Genomic DNA, 25,043 nt, shown 5'->3' on the forward strand with positions numbered 1-25,043 from the left:
ACCGAGACGAAACACCTCGCACCCACCGAACACGTTTCGACTCGCAAGCTCGCTCAACGACCGGGACCGCACAGACAGGACAGGGACATGACACCTGCAACCGCCACCCCGATGCGTACGCGCACCGGCCCCATCCCCACCCAGACCCACGAGCCGTCGATCGAGATCGCCGGCCGCATGCAGCCCAGGTACGACGAGGTCCTCACCCCCGAGGCCATCGCGTTCCTCACCGAGCTGCACCAGCGCTTCGGCGCCCGTCGGCACGACCGCCTCGCCGACCGCATGCGACGCCGCTTCGAGATCGGCAACGGGCACGACCCGCAGTTCCGCGACGACACCCGGCACATCCGCGAGGATGCCGAGTGGACGGTCGCGGGCGCAGGTCCCGGACTCGAGGACCGCCGCGTCGAGATCACGGGCCCGACCGACCCGAAGATGACGATCAACGCGCTCAACTCCGGCGCGAAGGTGTGGCTGGCCGACCAGGAGGACGCCACCAGCCCCACCTGGAAGAACGTCATCGAAGGCCAGCTGAGCCTGCGCGACGCGATCCGCGGCGAGCTCTCGTTCACCAGCGGCGAGGGCAAGCGCTACGAGGTCACGGCCACCGAGACCCCCACCATCGTCATGCGGCCGCGCGGCTGGCACCTCCCCGAGCAGCACATCCGCTTCACCGACCGCACCGGCCGCACGATGGCCGCGTCGGGGTCGCTCGTGGACTTCGGGCTGTACTTCTTCCACAACGCCGAGCGACTGATCGCGAACGGCCGCGGGCCCTACTTCTACATCGCCAAGCTCGAGTCGAGCGAAGAGGCGAAGCTGTGGGACGACGTCTTCACCTTCAGTGAGAAGTACATCGGGATCCCGCACGGCACCATCCGGGCGACTGTGCTGATCGAGACTCTGCCGGCGGCGTTCGAGATGGAGGAGATCCTCTTCGAGCTGCGCGACCACTGCGCGGGCCTGAACGCCGGCCGCTGGGACTACATCTTCTCGATCATCAAGAACTACCGCGGCCGCGGTGCGCGCTTCGTGCTGCCCGACCGCAGCGAGGTCACGATGACCGTGCCGTTCATGCGCTCGTACACCGAGCTGCTCGTGCAGACGTGCCACAAGCGCGGCGCCTTCGCGATCGGCGGCATGAGCGCCTTCATCCCGAACCGGCGCGACCCCGAGGTGACGGCGACGGCGTTCGAGAAGGTCGCCGCCGACAAGAAGCGCGAGGCCGGCGACGGCTTCGACGGCACGTGGGTGGCCCACCCCGACCTGATCCCGGTCGCGCGGGCCGAGTTCGACGCGGTGCTGGGCGATCGCCCGAACCAGCTCGACCGTCAGCGTCCCGAGGTCCGTGTGAGCGCGGCCGACCTGATCGACGTGCACATCGGGCGTCCGGTCACGGCGGCGGGCGTGCACGCGAACGTGTCGGTGGCGATCCGCTACCTCGAGGCCTGGCTTCGGGGCCTGGGCGCGGTGGCGATCGACAACCTCATGGAGGATGCCGCGACGGCCGAGATCTCGCGCTCCCAGGTGTGGCAGTGGATCCACCAGGACCGCACCACCGACGACGACACCGCGATCACCCGCGAGTACGTCGAGGGCCTGATCTCCCAGGTGCTGGGCGAGGTCCAGCGCCCTTCGACAGGCTCAGGGACCAGCGGCGACCGCTTCGACGACGCGGCGGAGATCTTCCGCGATGTCGCCCTCGGCCAGGACTTCCCGGCGTTCCTGACCTTGCCGGCATACTCGCGCTTCCTGGTCGAGACCGACTGACGCGTCATCCGTGTCCCGATTTCCACCGCATACGACCGCTCGACCGGTGGAAATCGGGACACGAAGACCGCTTTTCGGGACACGAACACCCCTAACGCAAAGGAAAAACCATGACCGCGTACGAAGACGACATCGAAGCCATCCAGGCGCTCAAGGAGCAGCACGGCTCCAGCTGGGACGCCATCGATCCCGAGTCCGCCGCACGCATGCGGGCGCAGAACCGCTTCCGGACGGGACTCGAGATCGCCCAGTACACCGCCGACATCATGCGCCGCGACATGGCGGAGTACGACGCAGACTCATCGGTATACACCCAGTCCCTCGGGGTGTGGCACGGCTTCATCGGGCAGCAGAAGCTCATCTCGATCAAGAAGCACCTCAAGAGCACGAACAAGCGCTACCTCTACCTGTCGGGCTGGATGGTCGCCGCGCTCCGCTCGGAGTTCGGCCCCCTCCCCGACCAGTCGATGCACGAGAAGACCTCCGTGCCGGCGCTGATCGAGGAGCTCTACACCTTCCTGCGCCAGGCCGACGCCCGCGAGCTCGACCTGCTCTTCACCCAGCTCGACGAGGCACGTGCTGCCGGCGACGAGACCGCGGTGGAGTTCATCCAGTCGCAGATCGACAACTACGAGACCCACGTGGTGCCGATCATCGCCGACATCGATGCCGGCTTCGGCAATCCCGAGGCCACCTACCTCCTCGCGAAGAAGATGATCGAGGCGGGTGCGTGCGCCATCCAGATCGAGAACCAGGTGTCGGACGAGAAGCAGTGCGGCCATCAGGACGGCAAAGTGACCGTCCCGCACGAGGACTTCATCGCGAAGCTCAACGCGGTCCGGTATGCGTTCCTCGAGCTCGGCATCGAGAATGGCATCATCGTCGCCCGCACCGACTCGCTCGGCGCCGGCCTCACCCAGAAGCTCGCGGTCACCCAGCAGCCGGGCGACCTCGGCGACCAGTACAACTCCTTCCTCGACGTCGAAGAGATCTCGGAGGGCGATCTGGGCAACGGCGACGTCGTGATCAAGCGCGACGGCAGGCTGCTGCGCCCGAAGCGCCTCGCCAGCAACCTGTACCAGTTCCGCTCCGGGACCGGTGAGGAGCGCGTCGTGCTCGACTGCATCACATCGCTGCGCAACGGTGCCGATCTGCTGTGGATCGAGACCGAGAAGCCGCACGTGGAGCAGATCGCCGGCATGGTCGACGCGATCCGCAACGAGATCCCGAACGCGAAGCTCGTCTACAACAACAGCCCGTCGTTCAACTGGACGCTCAGCTTCCGCCAGCAGGCGTACGACCTGCTCGCAGAGCAGGGCGAGGATGTCTCGGCCTACGACCGCGGCGACCTGATGAACGTCGACTACGACGACACCGAGCTCGCGCGGCTGGCCGACGAGAAGATCCGCACGTTCCAGCGCGAGGGTTCCGCCCGCGCCGGCATCTTCCACCACCTCATCACGCTCCCGACGTACCACACGGCGGCGCTGTCGACCGATGACCTCGCCAAGGGCTACTTCGGCGACGAGGGCATGCTCGCCTACGTGAAGGGTGTGCAGCGTCGCGAGATCCGCGAGGGCATCGCCACGGTCAAGCACCAGAACATGGCGGGAAGCGACATCGGCGACAACCACAAGGAGTACTTCGCCGGCGACGCGGCCCTCAAGGCCGGCGGCCAGCACAACACGATGAACCAGTTCAGCTGAACCCCGCCGCAGGAAGCGCTCGCGCTGCCTGATCGACGACGACTACTGAAGACGATGGATGCCTCGGACCGCCCGGTCCGAGGCATCCGTCGTCCGTCCCGGAGGCGTCCCTCCGCTACCCGAGGAGCCCGCGCTCCATCGCGAGCGTCACGGCGCGCGTGCGGTCGGCGACGCCGAGCTTCTCGAAGACCTTCAGCAGGTGCGTCTTGACCGTGGACTCGCCGATGCCGAGCGTCACGGCGATCTGCTTGTTGCTCTGCCCGGTCGCGACGAGCCGCAGCACGTCGAGCTCCCGCGCCGTGAGCACGGCCGCCGGCTCCGGCCGCCGCATCCGTTCGACCAGACGCACCGCGACCTGCGGCGAGAGCGCGGACTGGCCGGCCGCCACCGAGCGGATGCCGGCCACGATCTCGGCCTGCGGCGCGGCCTTCAGCAGATACCCCGACGCGCCCGCCTCGATGGCCGCGAGGATCTGGTCGTCGGATTCGTACGTCGTGAGGATCAGGACGCGCGGCGCAGGGTCGCCCGCCTCTCCCCCGGCGATCCGCGCGGTCGCCGCGACGCCGTCGACGTGGGGCATGCGCAGGTCCATCAGGACGACGTCGGGACGCGTCTCCGCGGCGAGCCGCACGGCTTCCTCACCGTCGGATGCCTCGGCCACGACCTCGAAGCCGGGCTCGTCCGAGAGCAGGCCAGACAGACCGGCTCGCACCACCGGGTGGTCGTCGGCGATGAGCAGCCGGATCATGGAGCGCCTCCTGAGACATCGTCCACGGCATCCTGCCGTGCCGTGGGGAGATGCACGCGCAGCGACGTGCCCCGCCCCGCCGTCGAGTCGACCTCGAAGGTGCCGCCGGCCAGCGCGACGCGCTCCCGCATGCCGTCGAGCCCGAACCCCGCGCCGGGCGAGGCCGGCTCGAACCCGCGGCCGTCGTCGGCGACCTCGAGGGCCGCGCCGCCCGCGGCGTCTACGCGCACACGCACCTGCACCCGGTCGGCCGCAGCATGCTTCGCGGCGTTCGACAGCGCCTCCTGCAGGCAGCGCAGGAGCACGACCTGCGTCTCGCGATCGAGCTCGCCCGCTGCGTCGGCGGTGTCGAGCTCGATCGCGGCGTGGCCCTGTGCTCGGAACCGCTCCACGAGCCGCTCGACCGCAGCGGCGAAGGCCGGCTCGCGGGGCACGGCGGCCGTGCGCGCGACGAGCGCCCGGGCCTCCGCCAGAGCGTCGCGGGCGACCTGCTCGACTGTCGCGATCGTCGCGGCCGCGGCATCCGTCTGTCCTTCTCGCGACTGCCGGCCGGCGCGTTCCGCGAAGATCACGAGCCCGGCGAGCGTCTGTGCGAGGGTGTCGTGGATGTCTCGGGCCAGTCGCTCGCGCTCGGCCGACGCGCCACGCTCGCGGCTGAGCGCCTCCACCTGCCCCTGCGCGGCGGTGAGCTCTGAGAGCAGTCGTTCGCGCTCCTCGCCGTACTCGGCGATGCGGGCGATCCACAGGCCGATGGCGATCGCGAACGCCAGCGAGAAGACGGCCGTCGTCGCGCCGGCGACCACCGAGTCGGCATCGGCGCCGTTGCCGATGATCACGCCCACGAACACGCTGCCGGCGATGACGGCGGACCCGCCGATCCCCCGCCGCCGGGAGTCGCCGATCACCCATACCAACGGGTAGGCCAGCGTCTGCAGCATGGCCATGAAGGGCGCGGCGCCGACGCCGATCCCCACGGCGACCGCTGCCACGGAGAGGAAGGCGGGGTACCGCCACGCCGCCCGCGGTGGTTCGACGGCGGCGCGGCCGACGACGGCGTAGCCCGCCACGAAGAGCACGAGCGCTGCGAGACTCACCGCGGTGCGCGAGGGCGTGGGCGGTGCGAAGAGGAACAACACGCCGAGGGCGATCACCGTCGCCACGATGGCGACGATCGCATCCCACCGCCGCTCACTCAACATGCTCCGCCACCCTCGCTTCTCTGCGTCCGTCTCCCGCGCCCCGCGTCGAACCTGCCGGGGCACGCACCGTCAGGCTAGCGGCGCGAGCCCGCCACGCGCCCGGTGCGAGCCTGCCCGCGCGGGGTTCGGGCCTGCCCGCCCGGTGCGAGCCTGCCCGCGCGGGGTTCGGACCGGGCCCGGGGGCAGGCGGGCGGGCTCACGCATCACGGCGCATCCACCGGAAGGTGACGCGGGAGAGCACCAGCCCGACGACGAGCCAGACGGCGAGCGCGATCGCGACGCCCGCGAGGTCCCACTCGCCGTTCTGCTCGAGCGCCGCGTACTCCTCCGGCAGGAAGACGGCGCGCATGCCCTGCGCCATCCACTTGAGCGGGAAGAGCCCGGCGAGGTTCTGCAGCCACTCCGGCAGCTGCGAGAACGTCAGATACACGCCGGAGATGAACTGGAGCGCGAGCGCGATCGGCACGACCACGGCGGTGGCGCTCTTGCCGGTGCGCGGCACCGCCGACAGCGCGACGCCGAGCAGCGCCGAGGTGGTGATACCCAGCACGAACACCCAGGCGAACGTCGCCCAGCTCTCGGCGGAGGTCGGAAGGTCCACACCCAGCACGAGCGACGCGAAGGCCAGCAGCAGCGCGGACTGCAGCACACCGGTCACGAGGACCTGCCCGATCTTCCCGAGGAAGTAGCTCACCGGAGACAACGGCGTGCCGCCGAGGCGCTTGAGCATGCCGTCCGAGCGCTCGATCGCGATGTCCATCGCGAGGTTCTGAAAGCCCGACAGCAGCAGACCGGCGGCGATCATGCCGGGCAGGTACAGCTGCGCCATCGGGATGGCCGGCACGCCCGGGGCGATCTGCACGTCGCCGTCCGAGCCGAAGGCCACGCTGAACAGTCCCAGCATGAAGATCGGGAACAGGAAGGTGAAGAAGAGCGTGTCGCCCGAGCGGAAGTACTGCACGAGCTCGAAGCGGGCGCGCCAGATCCCCACGGCGAAGATGCCGCGTCGTCGTGAGTGACGCCGCGCCGGCATCGGCCGACTCGGCGACGTGCTGCGGGTCGTGGTGCTCATCGCTCTTCCCCTCCGATCGCGACGGCATCGCCGATGCTGTCGCGGGTCCCCACGACCCCTCCACGCGCCGCTGACGCGTCGCGCGGAGCCTCTGGCCGCGTGGGCCCAGACTCGGCCTCGGCGACGAGCGCCAGGTAGATGTCCTCGAGACTCGGGCGCACGATCTCGAGCTCATCCGGCGCGCCGCCGAGCCGGGCGGCCAGCGCCGTCGCGAACTCGAACGGGTCGGCGGTGCGCTCCTGCCGCGGCATTCCTTGCTCGCGCCACTTCACGATCGGCATCCGTGCCTCATCGCCGCCGAACCCCGCGACCGGGCCGATCGCACGCATACGCCCCGCCGCGATCACCGCGACGCGGTCGGCGAGCTGCGCGGCCTCATCGAGGTAGTGCGTGGTGAGCACGATCGTGGTGCCCTCGGCCTGCAGACCGCGGATGAGGTCCCAGAACTCCCGGCGCGCATGCGGATCGAACCCCGTCGTCGGCTCGTCCAGGAACAGCAGCTCAGGTCGGCCGATGATGCCCAGCGCGACATCGACCCGCCGCTGCTGCCCGCCCGAGAGACGCGAGATACGCGTCTTCGCCTGGGCCTGCAGGCCCACAGCCGCGATCACCTCGTCGACGTCGCGTGGGTTCGGGTAGAACCCCGCGAACTGCCGCAGCTGCTCGCGGACCGTCGCGAGACCGGACTGCCCCGTGGACTGCAGCACAATGCCCAGCCGCGCCTTCAGGTCGAGACCGCCCGTCGCCGGGTCCACGCCGAGCACTTCGACGTCGCCGCCCGTCCGACGCCGATATCCCTCGAGGATCTCGACCGTCGTCGACTTGCCCGCGCCGTTCGGCCCGAGCAGCGCGAAGGTCTCGCCCCGCTCGATCTCGAACGATACGCCGTCGACCACGGCTCGGTCGCCGTACGTCTTCCGCAGGTCGCGCACCCGCACCGCGACCTCGCCCGCACCCTCATCCGTCTGCATGCCTCCAGCCTCGCCGCCGCAGCAGCCCGAGACCAGCGGTCATCCGCTGGAGCAGGCATCCCCCATTCGGTGGATGCTGAAGCCTGCGGTTCGCCGGCGGGCGGAGCAGAACGGAGTCAGCGTCCCGGCGCCGGGATGGGCACCGCGACGGCGGCCACGGCGCCGGCCGCGGCATCCGCTCGCTCTTCGGCGCGGAGCAGGCGCTGGCCGCGGATGCCGCCCGCGAGCGCCCAGGCAAGCAGCCAGACGCCCGACCCGATGGTGATGACGGCGGCGGCGCGGAGCCCGGCCTCGGGATCGAGCAGCACGACGAGGGCGATGAGCGACAGCACGCCGCCGAAGATCGCGCCCGTGGCGCCGACCCTGGTGAGCATGCAGCCGCGCGCGAGCCACCACGCGATCCCGCCCGCAGTGACGAGCACGAGCGCGAGCACGACGGCTCCCCAGATCCAGGCGTCCACGAGGCACAGGGTACCGCGCAGCGGCACGGCCGGGAAGGGGGCGCTCCAGGGAATGGGACGGTCGCGGAAGACGCCGCTCGCCGGACGCTCCGTCGCGCACGCCGCGCATCGCGCACATTCCCGGGCCGCACGGGTGCGATTGGCCGCTGACCACGTCGCCCGCTCGGACTACGCTCGAAGCGTGACAGAACGCGCCCCGCTCACCCGCACGCCCTCGCTCTCCCGCAAGCTCAGCGCCATCGCCGAGTCGGCCACCCTCAAGGTCGATGCCAAGGCCAAGGCCCTGCAGGCCGCCGGCCGGCCGGTCATCTCGTATGCCGCCGGCGAGCCCGATTTCGCGACGCCGCAGTTCATCGTGGATGCCGCCGCCGAGGCGCTGCACAACCCCGCCAACTTCCGCTACACGCCCGCCGCGGGTCTGCCGGCCCTGCGCGAGGCGATCGCCGCGAAGACGCTGCGCGACTCCGGCCTCGAGGTGGACCCCTCGCAGATCATCGTCACCAACGGCGGCAAGCAGGCGGTGTACCAGGCCTTCCAGACCGTGGTGAACCCCGGCGACGAGGTGCTGCTGCCGGCCCCGTACTGGACGACCTATCCCGAGGCGATCGCCCTGGCCGACGGCATCCCCGTCGAGGTGTTCGCCGGCGCCGACCAGCACTACAAGGTGACCGTCGAGCAGCTCGAGGACGCGCGCACCGAGCGCACGGTGGCGCTCGTGTTCGTCTCGCCGTCGAACCCCACCGGATCGGTGTACACACTCGAAGAGACGCGGGCGATCGGCGAATGGGCCGTCGAGCACGGCATCTGGATCATCACCGACGAGATCTACCAGAACCTCGTGTACGCGCCCGACGGCTCGGACGCTCCGGTGAAGGCCGTCTCGATCGTGGAGGCTGTTCCGGATGCCGCGGGGCAGACGATCCTCGTCAACGGCGTCGCGAAGACCTACGCGATGACCGGCTGGCGCCTCGGCTGGATGGTCGGCCCGAAGGAGGCGATCAAGATCGCCGGCAACCTGCAGTCGCACCTCTGCTCGAACGTGAACAACATCGCGCAGCGCGCGGCCCTCGCGGCCCTCACCGGCCCGCAGGACGAGGTCGAGCTGATGCGCCAGGCCTTCGACCGCCGCCGCCGCACGATCGTCGCCGAGCTGTCGAAGATCGACGGCGTCGAGGTCCCCACGCCGCTGGGAGCGTTCTACGCGTACCCCGACGTGCGAGGCCTCCTCGGCCGTGAGTGGGCCGGTTCGACGCCGACCACCTCGCTCGAGCTCGCCGACCTCATCCTCGAGCAGGCCGAGGTCGCCGTCGTTCCGGGCGAGGCCTTCGGCCCCTCGGGCTACCTGCGCCTGTCGTACGCCCTCGGCGACGACGCCCTCCTCGAGGGCGTGCAGCGCCTGCAGCGCCTCTTCGCCTCGTAGCCCGCGGGCTCTCGACGGAACGCGGATGCCTCGGTTCGAGGCATCCGCGTTCTTCGTTCGTGCGTGCCTGCTGCGAAAAGTCGGGCCGGTGACGCGACACGCCGAGCCTCGGAATCCCTGACCGGCGCGCCTCCGTGACCGGCCCGACTTTTCGCACCGGGCGGGTGGCTGAGCGTGCACGGATGCCGCGGCGGCGGCGCCGGACGCGAGCGAGGAAGTCGAGCCGAATCGTCGACCCGTCGTCCCTTCGTTCGTCGTCCTTGTTGAGACACGAACGGAAGGACACCCCATGGGACGGCGAATCGACCTGGTGATGGAACTGGCGGCGGCATTGGCGAATCTCACGCCCGCGCACCGCACGCTGCTGCTCGCGGACGACGACGAGGGTCACCGCGCGGACGAAGGGTGCTGCGGCTAGAGCTCCACGTCGACCAGCACCGGCTCGGGCTGCAGGATCAGGCCGAACTCGGACTGCACGCGGCCCTGGATGAAGCGGGCGAGCTCGGCGAGCTCGGCGGCGGTGGCGCTGCCGCGGTTCGTCAGGGCGAGGGCGTGCTTCGTCGACAGGCCGGCACGCGAGCGAGGAAGCTTGAACCCCTTCCGCACGCCGGCGTGCTCGATGAGCCATCCGGCGCTCACCTTGACGTCGGACTCGACGGTGGGGGTCGGCGGCACGTAGCCGTCGAAGCTCGCGAGCGGGATGACGAGCACCGGGTCGAGGTCGGGGTGCACGGGCCAGCGCGGGCATTCGTCGGGGAGCGTGCGGGCGAAGGATGCCGAGACCACCGCGTTCTGGAAGAACGAGCCCGCGCTGTACGTGTCGGGGTCGTCGGGATCGAGCACCATCCCCTTGCTGCGACGCGTCTCGAGGATGCGCTCGCGCACCCACTCGAGAGTCACTTCGTCGTCAGGACGGAGTCGCAGCGCCGTACGCAGCTGTTCGCCGGCGATGCGGCGGGCCCCGTGGCCGATCTCGGGGAGGTCGAGGGTGACCGACAGGATCACGGCCCGCCGGGCGGGCGCAGAGCCGTAATGGTGCTTCAGCACCGACGTGCGGAAGCCGAGTCCGAGTTCGGCGGCCGGCACCGTCGATACCTCGCCGGTGGACTCGTCGAGGAGCTCGACCTCACTGAGCGTCTGAACGATCTCCTGGCCGTAGGCGCCGATGTTCTGCACCGGCGCGGCGCCGACGGTGCCGGGGATCCCCGACATCGCCTCGACGCCGCCGAGGCCTTCGGCCACCGCGTAGGCGACGAAGGCGTCCCAGTCGTGGCCCGCCTGCACGCGCAGGCGGACGCGTCCGGCCACGGGTGACGGCATCCGCTCGATGCCGTTCGTGAGCACCCGCACGACGGCGCCGTCGAACGGCTCGTCACCGACGAACAGGTTCGAGCCGCCGCCGAGCACGAGCCACTCGTCGCCGGACGCCCAGACGTCGCGGAGGGCGTCGACGAGCTCGTCGGTGGTGGGCGCGTCGATCATGCGGGTCGGCGTGCCGCCGGTGCGCAGGGTCGTGAGCCGCGACAGCGGGATCGGGGTGACGTCGGGCATGCGTCAGATCGTCCGCACGCGCACCTGCGCCTTGACCAGCACCGTCGCGCCGTTGAACGACACGGTGAGGTCGATGCGCGCCGACTCGTCGTCGACGGCGCCGACCTTCGCGACGACGGTCACGTCGGCGCCGGTCTCGGCGTCGACCACGACGGGCTTGGTGAACCGGACGCCGTAGTCGAGGATGCGGCCGCTGTCCCCGAGCCACGACGCGATCGTGCCGACGGCGAGACCCATCGTGAGCATCCCGTGGGCGAGAACGCCCGGGAGTCCCACGGCGACGGCGACGTCGTCACGGTAATGGATGGGATTGAAATCCCCGGATGCCCCGGCATAGCGCACGAGGGAGTCCCGGGTGAGATGCACCGTGCGCTCCGCGACGACATCGCCGACGGTGAGGTTCGTCAACGCGCTCACTGCTCGCCCTCCCCCACCAGCAGGATGGACGTCGCAGTGACGACGTGGTCGCCCGCGGCATCCGTGATCTCGGACTCGCTCGTCACCATGGCGGCGGCTCCCATCGCACGGATGCCGGTGACCGCGAGCTTCGCGGTGAGCTCGTCGCCCGCGACGATCGGCCGGGAGTAGCGGAACTTCTGCTCGGCGTGCAGCACGTTCTGCAGGACGATGCCCGAGTCGGGCTCGCCCAGCAGCTGCTGGAGCGTGGCGTCGGTCACCACGATCGCGAAAGTCGGCGGCGCGACGACGTCGGCGTAGCCGAGCGCCTGCGCGGCGGCGGGGTCGAGGTGCTGCGGGTCGTCGGCGAAGACGGCGCGCGCGAACTCGCGCACCTTCTCGCGGCCCACGAGGTAGGGGGTCGTCGGCGGAAAGTCGCGGCCGACGAGCTCGGGGTTCACTGGCACCACGCCATCCTACCGAGCGGCTTCCGCCGGTCCGGCCGGGAGCGGGCCGGCGTCAGCCGTCGAGCCAAGGGATTCGCGGCGAGACCGGGGGCGTCGCCCCCGGTTTCGGCGCGAATGCTCTGTCTCGCCGGCCATCCCCCCGTTTCGATGCCCGGGGCGGCCGGGTCACGCCCGACGGGGACGCCCGCGCCACGCCCGCAGCGCCATCTGCACGGCGATCACCACGAGGTAGACGGCGAACAGCACGTTGGCCACGAACGGGTCGAGGAGCACCGCCGCCCACGCACCGAGCGCGGTCGTCGTGCACGCCGCCACGCCCACGATCGCCGCCGCGACGAGGTCGACGTTGCGCCGGCGGACGTTGCCGATCGTGCCCGACACGGCCGTCGGGATCATCATGAGCAGCGAGGTTCCCTTGGCCACCAGGTCGCTGGTGCCGAACAGCAGCATGAGCGCGGGAACAACGATGATCCCCCCGCCGACGCCGATGAGTCCTGACAGGATGCCGGTGACCACGCCCAGCGCGACGAGTGCGGCGCCGCTCAGCACAGTGAGGGTCAGCTCGGCGTCACGCGACGGGATCACGACGAAGAGGCTCACGATCACGGCGACGAGGAACCCGACGAAGGCCCACCGCAGCACAGTCAGCGACAGTCGCGGGAGCAGCCAGGTGCCGATCTGCGCGCCGAACACGGCGCCGGCCGCGAGCAGCAGCGCCGCGATCCAGGCCACCGAGCCGTGCACGGCGTAGGAGATCACGCCGACGGCCGCCGTCGGGACGATCGCCGCGAGCGACGTCCCGGCGGCGAGGCGCTGGTCGAAGCGGAGCAGCAGCACGAGGAAGGGCACGATCACCGTGCCGCCGCCGACGCCGAACAGACCGGACAGCAGGCCTGCGAGCAGTCCGATCCCGACGCAGACGAGGTAGAACCGGAGGTCGTGCGGGGGGCGCTCGGTTCCGGGCGCGGTCATTCGTACGAGAGGTCGTCGATCACCCACGCGCCGTCGGCCTGGACGAGCGTGTAGTAGTACACGGTCGAACCCGGCGAGGGCTCGGCCGGGTCGCCGTTGGCGTCGACGAGCGCCGTGAACGTCTCATTCGTGGTCACCGCGATCTCGTCGCCCAGCGTCTCGACGTCGGTGATCGTGACCTCGTAGTCTTCGAAGTTCTCGTCGAAGCGGTCCGAGTCCTCTTCGAAGGTGACGCAGTCGGTGAAGCCGCTCTGGGTGCGGAAGTCTTCGGTGGTCGAGGCGGTGAACGTCTCGCAGTCGCCGTCCTGCCAGGCCTCGTCGTAGAGCTCGACCGTGGCGACCGCTGCGCGCTCGTCGTCGGACTCGGCGCCGCCGGTCTGGGTGGATGACGAAGTGGCCGAGAGGAAGAGCAGCGGGATGACCACGGCGGCCGCGATCACGATGCCGAGCAGCACCACGCCGAGCACGACCCAGACGATCCAGAGCTTCGACTTTCGCGGCTCGGTGGCCGCGGTGAATCCTCCGCCGGCAGGGGCACCGGGGTACGCGCCCTGCGGGTATCCCGGTGCGGCGGGCGGGTACTGCTGCGCGGCAGGGTAGGCGGACTGGGCGGGTGCCTCAGGCTGGCCGGCCGGTCCGGGAACCGCACCCGCCTCGACCTGCGTGGCGCCGGATCCGGTGACCGCCACAGGCTGCTGCTGCTCCTCGAATCCGAGCTGGGCGGCGACGATCTCAGCCTCCGTCGGGGCCGGCGATGATTCGGCGTCCGGCTGGGCGACGTGCTCCGTCCACAGCGCCCCGTCCCACCAGCGCAGCGCGCCGTGACCGTCGTCGTACCAGCCGGGAGGAGTCGTCGTCATTGTCAAACCCTATCGCCGCGGCGCATCCCCCGCGGAGGAGTGCCGAGCCGGATGCCTCGCCACCGGGCGCCGCCGTGGCGGCCACGCGCGCGCGTCCCCGCAGGTCGACGACGCTGCAGGGCGCGGGCACGGCGACGATCACCGTTCCAGAACGGCCTGCGTGCTGCGCTCGGGGGTCAGGTCGAGCCGTCGCAGCAGCTGCGCGTTCACGGCCACCACGACGGTCGACAGCGACATCAGGATCGCGCCCACCGACATCGGCAGGACGAAGCCGATCGGCGCAAGCACTCCCGCCGCGAGGGGCACCGAGATGAGGTTGTACCCCGCGGCCCACCAGAGGTTCTGCGACATCTTGCGGTAGCTCGCGCGCGACAGCTCGATCACCGACAGCACCGACCGCGGATCGCTCGACGCGAGGATCACGCCCGCCGACCCGATCGCGACGTCCGTGCCGGCACCGATCGCGATGCCGACGTCGGCGCGGGCCAGCGCGGGGGCGTCATTCACGCCGTCTCCGACCATCGCGACCTTCAGGCCCTCGCCCTGCAGCTCGGCGACCTTCCGCTCCTTGTCTTCGGGACGCACGCCGGCGAACACGCGACGGATGCCGAGAGCCTCGGCGACCGCGCGCGCGACGGGCTCGGCATCCCCCGTGATCATGACAACCTCGACGCCGAGCTTCTGGAGCGCGGCGACGGCGTCACGGGATTCGGGTCGGATCTCGTCGGCGAGCGCGAGTCCGCCGACGACCTCGCCGTCGCGCACGACGTGGAGGATGATCGCCCCCTTCTCGCGCCACCGCGCTGCGGCGTCGACGTCCGCGCCGCCCACTTCCTCGAGCAGGCGCGGGCCGCCCACGCGGACGACGTGCCCGTCGACGTGCGCGGTGACGCCGACCGCGGGCGACGACGCGAATCCGGTGGCCCCGGCGAGCACCAGTCCGCGCGCCTGCGCGGCACGGACGATCGCCTTCGCGAGCGGGTGCTCGCTGTCGGCCTCGGCGGATGCCGCCAGTGCCAGCACCGCGTCGGCATCGAGCGCAGGGGCGGTGGGGGCGGTGGCGACATCCATCACCGTCGGCTCGCCCTTGGTCAGGGTGCCGGTCTTGTCGAACAGCACCGCACCGATGGAGCGCATGCTCTCCAGCGCCAGCCGGTCCTTGATGAGGACACCCCCGCGGGCTGCGCGCTCGGTCGCGATCGACACCACCAGCGGGATGGCGAGGCCCAGCGCGTGGGGGCAGGCGATCACGAGCACGGTGATGGTGCGGACGACCGCCTCGTCCGGCATCCCGAATGCGCTCCACACCACGGCGGTGAGCGCCGCCGCGCCGAGCGCGAACCAGAACAGCCAGCCCGCCGCGCGGTCGGCGAGGCGCTGTGCACGCGACGTCGAGTTCTGCGCTTCGGAGACGAGCCGCTGGATGCCGGCGAGCGTGGTGTCGTCGCCGGTCGCGGTGACCTCCACCCGCAGCCCGGAGTCGGTGGCGACGGTGCCCGCGGTGACCTGGTCGCCGGTGGTGCGGGCGACGGGCCGGGATTCACCCGTCACCATCGACTCGTCCATGTCGGCGCGTCCGTCGACGATGCGGCCGTCGGCGGGAACGCTGCCGCCGGGGCGCACGACGACGACATCACCCACGCGCAGGTCGGCAGGCGGCACCGTCACGACGCGGTCGCCTTCGACGCGCTCGGCCTCGTCTGGGAGGAGCGCGGCGAGCGAGTCGAGGGCCGAGGTCGTCTGCGCCAGCGAACGCATCTCGATCCAGTGGCCGAGCAGCATGATCACGATGAGGAGCGCCAGCTCCCACCAGAACTCCAGCTCGTGGTGGAGCAGCCCGAGGCTCGCGCCCCACGATGCGAAGAACGCGACGGTGATGGCGAGGCCGATGAGGAGCATCATCCCGGGCTTGCGGGCGCGAAGCTCCGACACGGCGCCGGTGAGGAACGGCCACCCGCCCCAGAAGTACATGACGGTGCCGAGCACCGGCGAGATCCAGCGCACGAGGGGCACGTCGGGGAGCGTGTAGCCCAGCACCATCGCGAACATGCCCGAGAACAGGACCACGGGGACGGCCAGCGCCAGGTTGATCCAGAACAGCCGCCGGAAGCGCGCGACGTGGTCTGCGCCGTGGCCCGCGTGGCCGCCGTGCGCGCCATGTCCGCCGTGGGCGCCGGGCGCGTCGTGGTCGGCGTGAGCCATCGCGGCGTGGTCGTGCGCGGCGTGGTCGTGGGGGTCGCCCGCCGCCGCATGGTCGTGGTCGGAGTGTCGGTGGCCGGCGTGTTCCATCGCCGCGTGGTCGTGGTCCGACCCTGGAGTGAGCGGCGTCATCGCCGCTCGGTCGTGTCCGGAGGGCGCAGCATGATCATGGCCGGTGTGGGGCTGGTCGGCGTGCGCGACAGCGCTCAGGTCGCTGTCTCGATTCGGATCGGTCACGGCGGTTCTCCTCATCGGTACGATTCCATTCATACCCCCTAGGGGTATCTTAGTCAATCAGTTCCGACGTCGGCGTATTCCCCCGTCGCGGATGTCGGAGGATCCCGTCACACTGGCTGCACCTCTCATCATGCGAAGGAGCGGGAGTGGACATCATCCTGGTTGCAGGCCTCTGGATGGGCGGATGGGCCTGGTACGAGGTCGCGCCGGCGCTCGAGCAAGCCGGTCACCGACCGGTCGCCCTGACGCTTCCCGGCATGGAGTCGGCCGACGCCGATCGCTCGGCGATCACGCTCGACGACCATGTCGCCGCCGTCGTGGCGGCGATCGACGCGGCTCCCGGCGAGAAGGTGGTGCTGGTCGGGCACTCCGCGGGGGCCGGCATCGTCTATGCGGCAGCCGACGCGCGGCCGCAGCGGGTGGCGCGGCTGATCCTGATCGGCGGCTTCCCGACGCCCGACGGCGCGCCGCTCCTGTCGGGCTACAAGCCGGTCGGCGGCGAACTCCCGCTTCCCGACTGGACCGACTTCGACGAGGCCGATCTCCGCGACCTGGGTGAGGGCGGCATGGCGGCGTTCCGCGCGTACGCGATCCCCTCGCCGGCAGGGGTGGTCACCGGCATCCAGCAGTTGCACGACGACCGGAGACGCGCGATCCCCGTCACAGCGGTCGCCACCGAGTACACCGTCGCCGACCTGCGCTCCTGGATCGACGAGGGCGCGGCGTCCGTGCAGGAGTTCACGACCATCGAAGACGTCACGTTCCTCGACCTGCCGACCGGGCACTGGCCCCAACTGACCCGCCCGCAGTCGCTCGCGCGCCTCATCCTCGCCCAGCCGCCGCTCGGTGACGGCATCATTCCACCCGAGGTCGAGACGATCAGCGCGCAGGACTTCCACGGGTCCGAGGGCGTCGAGGATTGGCGCGTCCTCTACTGGGGTGCGCACGCGTTCTTCCGAGCCGGATCGCTCGCACAGGGCGCCCGCCTGGTCGCCGAGATCGTGCCGATCGCCGAGGCGCTGGAGCACTTCCCCGACATCGACCTGCGCCCCGAAGGGGTGTTCGTCAAGACGTTCAGCCGGGCCGACGGGGCGCTGAGCAGAGCGGATGCCGAACTCGCGGCATCCGTCTCCCGTGCCGCCCGTGAACTCGACCTCGAGCCCGACCCGTCCGCGCTCACGGTCGTCGGCATCGCCGTCGCGCAAGGACCCGATGCCCGCGTGCGGCCGTTCTGGAGCGCCGCGCTCGGCTACGACCCGCTCGGCGCCGAGGACGCCGTCGACCCGCTGCGTCGCAACCCGCACGTGTGGTTCCACCCGCTCGAGCCTCCGAAGTCTGGGCGTGGCCGCACACACATCGACATCTCGGTCCCGCGCGACCAGGTGCAGGCGCGGATCGCCGCAGCGCTGGCCGCGGGCGGACGAATGGCCGACGACACCCATGCACCGGGCTACTGGACCCTCACGTCCCCCGACAACCACGGCGTCGACATCGCCGCGTGGACCGACGACTCCGACTTCCCCGGCTGAGAGGCCTCGGCGCCCGCCGCCGTCAGCGCACCATGCGCGCGTCGACGAGCGCCGGGATGCCCGGATACGCCTCCTCGACGCCGTCGAACGCGAAGCCGTTGCGCCGGTAGAAGGCGATCGCCCGCGGGTTCGCCTTCGCAACCCACAGCACCGCCGGCTCGTCGCCGAGCACCTCGTCCAGCAGCGCCTGCCCCGCTCCTCGGCCGTACTCCACCGCGAGCACGTAGAGCATGTAGAGCTGGCGCTCGCGCGGAGGGTCCTCACCGTCGGTCGCTGTGCTCGGACCGGCCGTCGCCAGCCCCACGATCCGGCCGTCGCGCTCCGCGACGCGGATGTGCCAGCCCTCGCGCGGATTCTCCAGCAGCCGACGCCACAGCCCGCGGCGGGCCTGCACGTACTCCTCGTCGAAGAACCCCTCGGGCAGGAGGTGCGTATAGGTCTCGCGCCACGTCAGGACGTGGACATCGGCGATCTCCGCGGCTTCGCTCAGCTCAGGGACTCGGACGGTGAACGTCATCCCGTCATCCTGCCAGCAGCACCGCGCCGGTCCGAGCGCTGAGGACACGCGTCACGTCGCGACCCCGCGCGGGTGCGACGATGGGCAGGTGACGAGCGCACCCTCGACGCCCTCCCGCGGCGGCAGCATCGTGGCCCGGATCGGGCAGCCCCTGCTGCTGCTCGCGATCATGTGGGTCGTCCGCGTGCTCGACGATCTGCTGCCCGGCGACGCGAACGGCGAGTTCGGTCTCCGGTCGTGGGCGCTCGACGGACTCGACGGCGTGCTGTTCGGCCCGGGGTTGCATGCGGGATGGCCCCACCTGCTGGCCAACAGCATCCCGTTCGTCGTCCTCGGGGTGCTCGTCGCACTGGACGGCGTCGGCCGGTTCTGGGCGGTGACGGGCATCATCGCCGTCGTCGGCGGGCTCGGCACGTGGATCTTCAGCGCGCCGGGAGTCGTCACCGTGGGCGCGTCGGGGCTGGTGTTCGGGTACTTCGGCTATCTGCTGATCCGGGCCTTCGTCGCGCCGTCGCTGGGCCACGGCATCCTCTACGCGCTCATCGCCACCGCGGTGGCCGTCGTGTACGGCGGCAGCATGCTCGCCGGGGTCTTCGGGGCGCCTGCAGGGGTGTCGTGGCAGGCGCACCTGTTCGGCGCGATCGGCGGCGGCGTCGCCGCGATCGTGATGCGGCCGAAACGCGCGGCCGCGATGTGAGGCGGCACTGACGTCCGGGTGCCACATGAACCCTCGATCTGCCTCGCCCGCTGCGAAAACTAGGGCGCGTCACACGACACGCCGTAGCGCGGCATCCGATACCGGCGTGTCGCCGCCAGCGACCCGACTTTTCGCACGGCGACCAGAGACCGGTCCTTCCAGCCGTCGCTCACGGAGCAGACCCGAAGGCCGTGAAGAACCGGTCGCGAAAGGCATCCATCCGCCACACCGGCGACTCGGCGGCGGGCCGCAGACCCGGCTCCCAGCCCCACGCTGCGATCGCGTCGAGCACGGCGTGGTCCTTCGTGATGATGCTGATCGGCACGTCGCGACCGGCATCCGCGCCGCTCACGATCGGACCCGGCTGATGGTCGCCGAGCGCGACGACGACCAGGTTCGGGTCATCGACGTTCTGGAGGAACGAGAACATGGCGCCGAGGGCGTACTCGATCGAGAGCCCATAGAACCGCTGGACGGTCCGCGGGTCCTCCCAGACCTCGTTCGCGGGCCTGCTGGCCTCGGGCTGCCCGGCGAAGATCGAACCGTCTCCGATCTGCGACCACGCCACGAGCTCCGGCAACGGCGCCCATGGCGTGTGAGACGACACCAGGTCGATCTCGGCCATCACCGGTGGTTGCCCGGCATCGGCGAGCTCGTGGTCGGCGAAGTGCTTCCACGTGTACTGATCGGGGATGCGCGCATATCCGAATCGGGGCCCGCGGTAGCCGACGTTCGTCGCGTCCAGCAAAGTGCCGAACCGGTAGAAGTCCCTGCCGACCGGCCAGTCCTGCGTATTGGACGGCACGTCGCTGACGGTCCGCCAGCCCGCGGCTGCGAAGGCACCGCTCAGCGTCAGACGGTCGCTGCCCACCACCTCGCTGTAGACCGACTGCGAATCGATCCAGACTCCCGTCTGCAGCGTCGCATGCGCGAGCCAGCTCGCACCGCCGTAGGTGGGTGAGGTCAGCCACGCGCTCTCGGCGATGTACCCCTCGGCGGCCAGCGTGTCCTCGCCGCGGCGCAGCAGCGCATTGACGCCGTCCGACACGCCCTCGCCCTCCAGCGCGACCCTGCCGTAGCTCTCGATGAACGCGAAGACGACGTTCTTGCCGCGCAGCGCGGTGAACAGCTCCGCCTCGTCCATCTCGGCGAACGGGTCATCGGCGATCGCCCTGGCGACGACCTCGCGCGCCTGGAGCGCGGCGACGGTGCGCGACACCGCCGAGCCGATGGCACCGGTGGATGCCGCAGCCGCCGACGGGTTCGGCACACCCAGCGGAGGCGCCAGTGCGGCGACGGCGACCCATCCGGCGGTCAGGGCGGCGAGCGCGGCCCGGCCCCGGCCGGCGTCCCTGCGGACCGCGGCGTCCACGCGCAGCGCCGCCCACGCGAGCGCCGCTGCCACCCCCGCGATCAGCAGGGCCGCCGCAGCGACGAGGGCGCTCGCCGGCGCCGCACCGATGGCGGCCGCGACGACGCCGTACGCGTCGCCGAGCTGCCGCCAATCGAGAGGCACGAAATGGATGCCGAGCGCGGCCTCGTAGCCGACATCGACGCAGGCGAGCACCACCGCCAGGCAGACGAACAGCCCGAAGAGCGCCGCAAGCACGATGCGCGGCCGGGCCCACGGCACCAGGGCCAGCACGAGGAGGATGACGATCGACTCGACCGGTATCCGTACCAGCGCCAGCACCGACCCCGAGACCAACGCCCCGGGCACCAGCGGCAGGACGAGAAGCACGGCGACGGCCGCGGCGATCGCGAGGCGACCCGGCCATGCCCGCGACCGCCCGCCGGCAAGCGGACGGCTCACGGGCGTTCGGCGGCGACCGGCTCCCGCCCGGCTTCGGCGCTCTCGGGCTCGAGCATGCCGAACCGGTCGGAGAGGGCGTAGCGGAGCAGCACCACGTCGCCGATGCGGCGGGTGTCGGCGAGCCGGGCCCGGCGCGAGGCCGTCCAGGGGAAAGCCCCCGATCGCACGACGCGCGGCGCGCGGTCTTCACCGACGAAGAACGGGGCGACGACGAGGTGCAGCTCGTCGACGAGGTCCGCGCCGAGGAACTGTGTCAGCACGGTGCCGCCGCCCTCGACCATGAGGCTGCGGACCCCCCGGTGCGCCGCGAGATCGTCGAGCAGCGCGGACATCATGACGCAGTCGTCGCCGAGCCCGACGACGATCGCGCGCTCGCCCAGCCGTTCCTGCAGCTGCGCCTCCCGGGGCTGCGGGCAGTAAACGATCCGCGGCCCCTCTCCCGTCGTGAAGAAGGCGGCGTCGGCTGCCAGGTCGCCGCTGGAGGTCACCGTCACCTTTGCGGGAGACTCCCGGCGCCCGGAGGCGAGCCGGCGCGCGCGCCGCGCAGCATCCCTCACCAGCAGACGCGGGTTGTCTCGTCGCACCGTCGAGGCGCCCACCATGATCGCGTCGTGCAGTGAGCGCACGTCGTCGACTCGGTCGAGGTCGGCCGCGTTCGACATCGCCAGCCGGTGCGGCTCGGCGCTGTCGAGGTAGCCGTCGATCGACATCGCGCAGCTGAGGGTCACGTAGGGTCGCTCGCTCATACGGGTCTCCTCCTCTCGATCATGCTCCTCCGACCAGACGAACGGAAGCGGTCCGCGAGCAGCGCAACGGCACCCGGTGCGACGGCGACCAACGTGAGCACGCCGAACGCCGTGGACACGGCGACGCCGGCGCCCGCACCCAGCCCCGCGAGAGCGAACGCCGCCGCGGCGACGGCCTCGCGCGGCCCCCAGCCTCCGACGCTGACCGGGATCGCCGCAGCAGCGAGCACGATCAGCGCCACGATCGCGAGCTCGTCGGAGTCCGCGTGGACGCCCGCGGCGAGACCCGCCACCACGAACGTGGCGGCGTGCGCGGCGAGGACGATGGCCGAGGCCGCCGTGATGGCCAGCAGCGTCAGGGGCCGCGAGAGCACAGGGCGCAGCATCCGGTACTCGCGAGCCAGCGCGGCGCGCCCGCGCGCGGTGAGCGCCACCGTGGCGACGCCCACGAGGATGAGCAGCGCGACCGCCCCACTGATCCACGCCAACGGGGCCAGCGGCGACGTGAGGCCGAGCGGCAGCAGGATCGCCAGTGTGAGGACGATCTGCACGAGCTGCCCGGCGATGCGCTCGGCCGCGACCGCGCGCGCAGCGAGATCGAGGCGGTCGTGCGCGCGCCCCTGGACGTAGGCGCGCTGCACGTCGCCCACGATGCCGCCGGGCAGCACCATGTTGAGGAACTGCGACCGGTAGTACGCCGCGAAGGCGTCGCCCCAGGCGAGCGGCAGCCCGAACCCGGTCGACACCATCCGCCACCGCCAGGCCGCCGCAGCGGTGGCGACCGCGGCGAGTGCGACGGCGGCGACGATCGTCCAGGGCGAGACCGCAGCGAGGCCGTCGAGGAACGGTGCGGCACCGACGACCGCGCCCGTCGCGACCACCACCGCGAGCGCGGCCACGATCCGTGCACCGGACCGCAGACGCGGCGACATGCTCGTCACCCCGGCCACGCCAGCAGGTCCTCGTGCGACACCATCACCCGCAGCCGGCCGGAGGCCGCCTGCGCCCGACGAACACGGCGGTATGCCTCCGCGTCGTCCGCGAGCTCCGGCCGCCATTCGACGGCGGCGTCGATCCACCCGTCCAGCCACTCGGTCGTGAGCGCGCTGTCCCGCCCCTTCAGGCGCCAGGGGGTCGGGCCCCTGCGAACGTGCCATCCCGCGGCGGCGAACAGCTCGGCCGTCGCGGCTACGGCATCGGGTCCCAGCATCCGTCGCCCTTCAGCGTCGCGGCGCTGGTGGTCGTCGAAGGCTGCGCTGATGGCGTGCTCGACGGCATCCCGCCGCGCGGACGGGCGCAGCGTCACGGCGCCGGTGACGGTGAGGCTGAAGAGCGCAGGAGTGCCCGCGGCGACGCACGCGGCGACGATGTGCGCAGCCTCGGCACTCGTGATCACATCGAGCAGAGCGGATGCCGTCACCGCCGCTGCGCCGTCGAACGCCTCCCTCGGCAGCTCTGCGAGGTCTTCGACGACGACGTCGGCGTCGATCCGGCTGCCGTCGGCGTCGACGACCGCATCGAGATCGAGATGCTCGACGATGTCGGCGTCCCCGTCGCGCAGCACCCAGCGCTGCCGGCCCGGGAGCTGCGGTGCGAGCCAGCGCGTCATCGATCCGGTGCCCGCACCCAGGTCGTGGAGCACGAGCGGCGCGGCCGCGCTCGCGCGACGGGCAGCGAGCAGCCGGCCGAGCTCGCGGGCGAGCTCCGTCGACCGCGCGGCGTCGTCGGCCGGCGCCCGCAGCGCGAGCCACCCGGGTGTCGCCGTCGAGATCGAGGTCATGCCGCCTCCAGGGCGTCGGCGACGCGAGCGACGGCGTCGCTCCATGTCGGCAGGGTGGCGCGGGCCGTGAGGGCCTCGTGCCTCAGCCGCGCCCGCAGCGGCGGGTCCGACATCCATGCCTCCAATGCCCCGGCCAGCGCGGCCGGGTCGTCGGGCGGCACGACGAGGCCGCCCCCGCCGGTGAGAGCCTCGGGAATCCCACCGGTCTCGGCGCCGATCACGGGCAGTCCCCGCGCCCGGGCCTCGCCGATCGCCATGCCCCAGCTCTCGACACGGGACGGCGCGACGAGCAGCGCGCTGCGCTGATAGGCCTCGGCGAGCGCGTCGTCATCGAGGACACCGGCGATCCTGACCCTCCCGTCGAAGGCGGCCGCACGGTCTGCGATGATCGCCGCGAAGTCCGGGAACGACTCACCCGATCCCACGACGGCGCAGGTCCAGTCGGCGGTCGGCAGCCGCGCGAGCGCATCGAGCAGCGTGTCCTGCCCCTTGTGCGGCGCCAGCACCCCCACGCAGAGCAGGTCGTTCTCTCCGAGCGGCGTGACGGCGTCGGCCCGGTCCACGCCGGGGACCGCGACCGTGATCCGCGAGGGATCGGCCAGCCCTCGCCGAGCCAGCTCGTCCGCGGTCCAGTGACTCGTCACGACCACGGCGCGGGCGACCGCCAGCGCGCGTCGCTCGGCGTCGGCCGCGGCATCCGTGGCATCGGGGAAGGCGGCGACCACCATGTGCGCGAGCAGCACCAGACGCAGGCGCGACGCATGCTCCTCGAGCGCCGCGGGCGCCCATCCCCCGACGAGTCCGTCCACCAGCACCAGGGCACCGTCGGGGGCGCCACGGAGAGCGGATGCCGCAGCCGCCGCAGCCGCCGCCTCCTGCGTCGTCACCGCACAGCCGCGGGCGCGCAGTCCGTCCCGGATGTGCCGGTCGTACACGTTGCCGCCGCTGACGCGGCGCGGGTCGTCGACCCCCTCGGGAACGAGGAAGCGGACCGAGGGTCCGCTCGTCACAACGCCACCTCGTAGGAGGCCCAGGCGACATGGGACTCGTGCAGGGTCACGGTGATGCCGGTCAGGCGCGACGCGCCGACCGCGCCGTCGCGCACACGGGCCGCGAGGCGGTCGCCCACGATCTGGCACAGCCGCTCGGTCGTCGTGTTCAGACCTTCGAAGTCGGGCTCGTCGTCGAGGTTGCGGTACGTCAGGGCGCCGACGATCTCGCGCACCACATCGCTCGCGCGGCCGATGTCGACCACGACGCCATCGGCGTCGAGCTCATCGGCGCGGAAAGTCGCGTCGACCAGGAAGGTCGCGCCGTGCAGCTGCTGCGCGGGGCCGAAGACATCGCCGCGCAGGCTGTGGGCGATCATCAGATGGTCGCGGACGGTCACGCTGAAGGTCACTTCGACTCCCTTTCGTCGCTCAGCGCCTCACCGGCGCTGCTCCAATCGATCGTGTGGCACAGTTCGCCGGCGGTGCCCGCGGCGAGGGAGGCGGTGATCTGGGGCAGCTGGCGCCACGACGATCCTCCACCCAGCAGCAGGTCGAATGCGGGATCCTCGAGCAACCGGAGCGCCACGGCCAGCCGCTCGCGGGTGGTGCGCCTCGCCCGGCGACGCGGTGAGACGGCGCCGACCTGGCTGGAGCGGATCGTGATCCGGCGCGAGTGGAAGTCGGCGCCGAGCTCGATCGGCACCGCGCGGCTGCCGTACCAGCTGGCCACGACCACCTCGCCGTCGGTGGGTGCCAGGCGCAGTGCGAGCTCGAGTCCCGCACCACTGCCGCTCGCCTCGACGACGACGTCCGGCTCGAGCAACTGGTCCGCCGCGTCCGAGCCGAGCACGAACTTCACGCCGAGCGCTCTGGCGATCGGCGCCTTCGCCGGATCGATGTCGACGAGCGTGACGTCGGCGCCCGGGATGCCGCGCGCCAC

The 25,043-nt window shown here is 71.5% G+C and carries 25 protein-coding genes; 6 read left to right on the forward strand and 19 right to left on the reverse strand.

Features of this window, described 5'->3' with window-relative positions; translation table 11 throughout:
* Window positions 1-111 precede the first annotated feature (111 nt).
* Together aceB and B1729_RS14155 are read left to right on the forward strand one after the other, a co-directional pair.
* Entirely contained in the window at window positions 112-1,770 is a 1,659-nt protein-coding gene (gene aceB / locus B1729_RS14150) for a malate synthase A (protein ID WP_163633384.1), read from the forward strand.
* Window positions 1,771-1,880: 110 nt separating this feature from the next.
* Complete coding sequence (locus tag B1729_RS14155; RefSeq protein ID WP_163633357.1) at window positions 1,881-3,476, forward strand: isocitrate lyase; 1,596 nt, start codon at window positions 1,881-1,883, stop codon at window positions 3,474-3,476.
* A gap of 115 nt (window positions 3,477-3,591) precedes the next feature.
* Here the strand turns inward: B1729_RS14155 and B1729_RS14160 are convergent, their stop codons facing one another.
* The 5 genes from B1729_RS14160 to B1729_RS14180 all read right to left on the reverse strand — a co-directional run bounded on the left by B1729_RS14160 (window position 3,592) and on the right by B1729_RS14180 (window position 7,927).
* Entirely contained in the window at window positions 3,592-4,224 is a 633-nt protein-coding gene (locus B1729_RS14160) for a response regulator transcription factor (RefSeq protein WP_163619989.1), read from the reverse strand.
* A complete protein-coding gene (locus B1729_RS14165; RefSeq protein WP_163633359.1) occupies window positions 4,221-5,423 on the reverse strand; it encodes a sensor histidine kinase in 1,203 nt (400 codons plus the stop codon). The genes B1729_RS14160 and B1729_RS14165 overlap by 4 nt, the downstream gene beginning before the upstream one ends.
* A 196-nt stretch (window positions 5,424-5,619) precedes the next feature.
* Window positions 5,620-6,495: an ABC transporter permease gene (locus tag B1729_RS14170; RefSeq protein ID WP_163633361.1), complete on the reverse strand. Its 876-nt coding sequence runs from the start codon at window positions 6,493-6,495 to the stop codon at window positions 5,620-5,622.
* Window positions 6,492-7,466, reverse strand: a complete 975-nt coding sequence (locus tag B1729_RS14175) for an ABC transporter ATP-binding protein (protein ID WP_163633363.1) — start codon at window positions 7,464-7,466, stop codon at window positions 6,492-6,494. The genes B1729_RS14170 and B1729_RS14175 overlap by 4 nt, the downstream gene beginning before the upstream one ends.
* A 116-nt stretch (window positions 7,467-7,582) precedes the next feature.
* Complete coding sequence (locus B1729_RS14180) at window positions 7,583-7,927, reverse strand: hypothetical protein (RefSeq protein ID WP_163620014.1); 345 nt, start codon at window positions 7,925-7,927, stop codon at window positions 7,583-7,585.
* A gap of 181 nt (window positions 7,928-8,108) precedes the next feature.
* On the opposite strand from B1729_RS14180, the gene B1729_RS14185 reads away from it, so the two are divergent.
* Window positions 8,109-9,347, forward strand: coding sequence for a pyridoxal phosphate-dependent aminotransferase (locus B1729_RS14185; protein WP_163633365.1), 1,239 nt, complete (start codon window positions 8,109-8,111; stop codon window positions 9,345-9,347).
* Window positions 9,348-9,636: 289 nt separating this feature from the next.
* The gene (locus B1729_RS20900) at window positions 9,637-9,765 is read left to right on the forward strand and encodes a hypothetical protein (protein ID WP_275575852.1); all 129 of its coding nucleotides are present in this window, start codon (window positions 9,637-9,639) and stop codon (window positions 9,763-9,765) included.
* Here the strand turns inward: B1729_RS20900 and B1729_RS14190 are convergent.
* From B1729_RS14190 to B1729_RS14215, 6 genes are all read right to left on the reverse strand, one after another.
* Window positions 9,762-10,898, reverse strand: a complete 1,137-nt coding sequence (locus B1729_RS14190; protein WP_163633367.1) for a UDP-N-acetylmuramate dehydrogenase — start codon at window positions 10,896-10,898, stop codon at window positions 9,762-9,764. The genes B1729_RS20900 and B1729_RS14190 overlap by 4 nt on opposite strands.
* 3 nt (window positions 10,899-10,901) lie before the next feature.
* Window positions 10,902-11,306: a MaoC/PaaZ C-terminal domain-containing protein gene (locus B1729_RS14195; RefSeq protein ID WP_163619897.1), complete on the reverse strand. Its 405-nt coding sequence runs from the start codon at window positions 11,304-11,306 to the stop codon at window positions 10,902-10,904.
* Between the two features lie 5 nt (window positions 11,307-11,311).
* Window positions 11,312-11,761: a MaoC family dehydratase N-terminal domain-containing protein gene (locus tag B1729_RS14200; protein WP_163619882.1), complete on the reverse strand. Its 450-nt coding sequence runs from the start codon at window positions 11,759-11,761 to the stop codon at window positions 11,312-11,314.
* Window positions 11,762-11,926: 165 nt separating this feature from the next.
* Window positions 11,927-12,733, reverse strand: coding sequence for a sulfite exporter TauE/SafE family protein (locus B1729_RS14205; RefSeq protein ID WP_163619881.1), 807 nt, complete (start codon window positions 12,731-12,733; stop codon window positions 11,927-11,929).
* On the reverse strand, window positions 12,730-13,593 hold the full coding sequence (locus B1729_RS20800; protein WP_204260164.1) for a DUF2510 domain-containing protein: 864 nt from the start codon (window positions 13,591-13,593) through the stop codon (window positions 12,730-12,732). Before B1729_RS20800 ends, B1729_RS14205 begins: the two co-directional genes overlap by 4 nt.
* Window positions 13,594-13,731: 138 nt before the next feature.
* Window positions 13,732-15,795: a heavy metal translocating P-type ATPase gene (locus B1729_RS14215; RefSeq protein WP_163633386.1), complete on the reverse strand. Its 2,064-nt coding sequence runs from the start codon at window positions 15,793-15,795 to the stop codon at window positions 13,732-13,734.
* A gap of 380 nt (window positions 15,796-16,175) precedes the next feature.
* Here B1729_RS14215 and B1729_RS20805 point away from each other — a divergent pair, with 380 nt between their 5' ends.
* Complete coding sequence (locus tag B1729_RS20805; RefSeq protein ID WP_239539654.1) at window positions 16,176-17,558, forward strand: alpha/beta fold hydrolase; 1,383 nt, start codon at window positions 16,176-16,178, stop codon at window positions 17,556-17,558.
* 22 nt (window positions 17,559-17,580) lie between these two features.
* On the opposite strand, the gene B1729_RS14230 is transcribed toward B1729_RS20805, so the two are convergent.
* On the reverse strand, window positions 17,581-18,075 hold the full coding sequence (locus tag B1729_RS14230) for a GNAT family N-acetyltransferase (protein WP_163633369.1): 495 nt from the start codon (window positions 18,073-18,075) through the stop codon (window positions 17,581-17,583).
* Window positions 18,076-18,163: 88 nt separating this feature from the next.
* On the opposite strand from B1729_RS14230, the gene B1729_RS14235 reads away from it, so the two are divergent.
* The gene (locus B1729_RS14235) at window positions 18,164-18,772 is read left to right on the forward strand and encodes a rhomboid family intramembrane serine protease (protein ID WP_239526174.1); all 609 of its coding nucleotides are present in this window, start codon (window positions 18,164-18,166) and stop codon (window positions 18,770-18,772) included.
* Window positions 18,773-18,941: 169 nt separating this feature from the next.
* Here the strand turns inward: B1729_RS14235 and B1729_RS14240 are convergent, their stop codons facing one another.
* From B1729_RS14240 to B1729_RS14270, 7 genes are all read right to left on the reverse strand, one after another.
* Entirely contained in the window at window positions 18,942-20,585 is a 1,644-nt protein-coding gene (locus B1729_RS14240; RefSeq protein ID WP_163633371.1) for a CDP-alcohol phosphatidyltransferase, read from the reverse strand.
* A complete protein-coding gene (locus B1729_RS14245; RefSeq protein ID WP_163633373.1) occupies window positions 20,582-21,331 on the reverse strand; it encodes a dihydrofolate reductase family protein in 750 nt (249 codons plus the stop codon). The genes B1729_RS14240 and B1729_RS14245 overlap by 4 nt, the downstream gene beginning before the upstream one ends.
* The gene (locus tag B1729_RS14250) at window positions 21,328-22,263 is read right to left on the reverse strand and encodes a lysylphosphatidylglycerol synthase transmembrane domain-containing protein (protein WP_239539655.1); all 936 of its coding nucleotides are present in this window, start codon (window positions 22,261-22,263) and stop codon (window positions 21,328-21,330) included. Before B1729_RS14250 ends, B1729_RS14245 begins: the two co-directional genes overlap by 4 nt.
* A 5-nt stretch (window positions 22,264-22,268) precedes the next feature.
* A complete protein-coding gene (locus B1729_RS14255) occupies window positions 22,269-23,111 on the reverse strand; it encodes an SAM-dependent methyltransferase (protein ID WP_163633377.1) in 843 nt (280 codons plus the stop codon).
* Window positions 23,108-24,121, reverse strand: coding sequence for a glycosyltransferase family 4 protein (locus B1729_RS14260; RefSeq protein ID WP_163633379.1), 1,014 nt, complete (start codon window positions 24,119-24,121; stop codon window positions 23,108-23,110). The genes B1729_RS14255 and B1729_RS14260 overlap by 4 nt, the downstream gene beginning before the upstream one ends.
* Window positions 24,118-24,513 carry a 6-carboxytetrahydropterin synthase gene (locus B1729_RS14265; RefSeq protein ID WP_163633381.1) on the reverse strand — a complete coding sequence of 132 codons (396 nt, stop codon included), beginning with the start codon at window positions 24,511-24,513 and terminating at the stop codon, window positions 24,118-24,120. The genes B1729_RS14260 and B1729_RS14265 overlap by 4 nt, the downstream gene beginning before the upstream one ends.
* Window positions 24,510-25,043, reverse strand: a 534-nt coding sequence (locus B1729_RS14270; protein WP_163633382.1) for a zinc-binding dehydrogenase, incomplete at its 5' end; no start/stop codon positions are given. The genes B1729_RS14270 and B1729_RS14265, both read right to left, overlap by 4 nt.

Origin of the sequence: Microbacterium sp. B35-04 (assembly GCF_010634885.1) — a bacterium.
GTDB lineage: Bacteria > Actinomycetota > Actinomycetes > Actinomycetales > Microbacteriaceae > Microbacterium.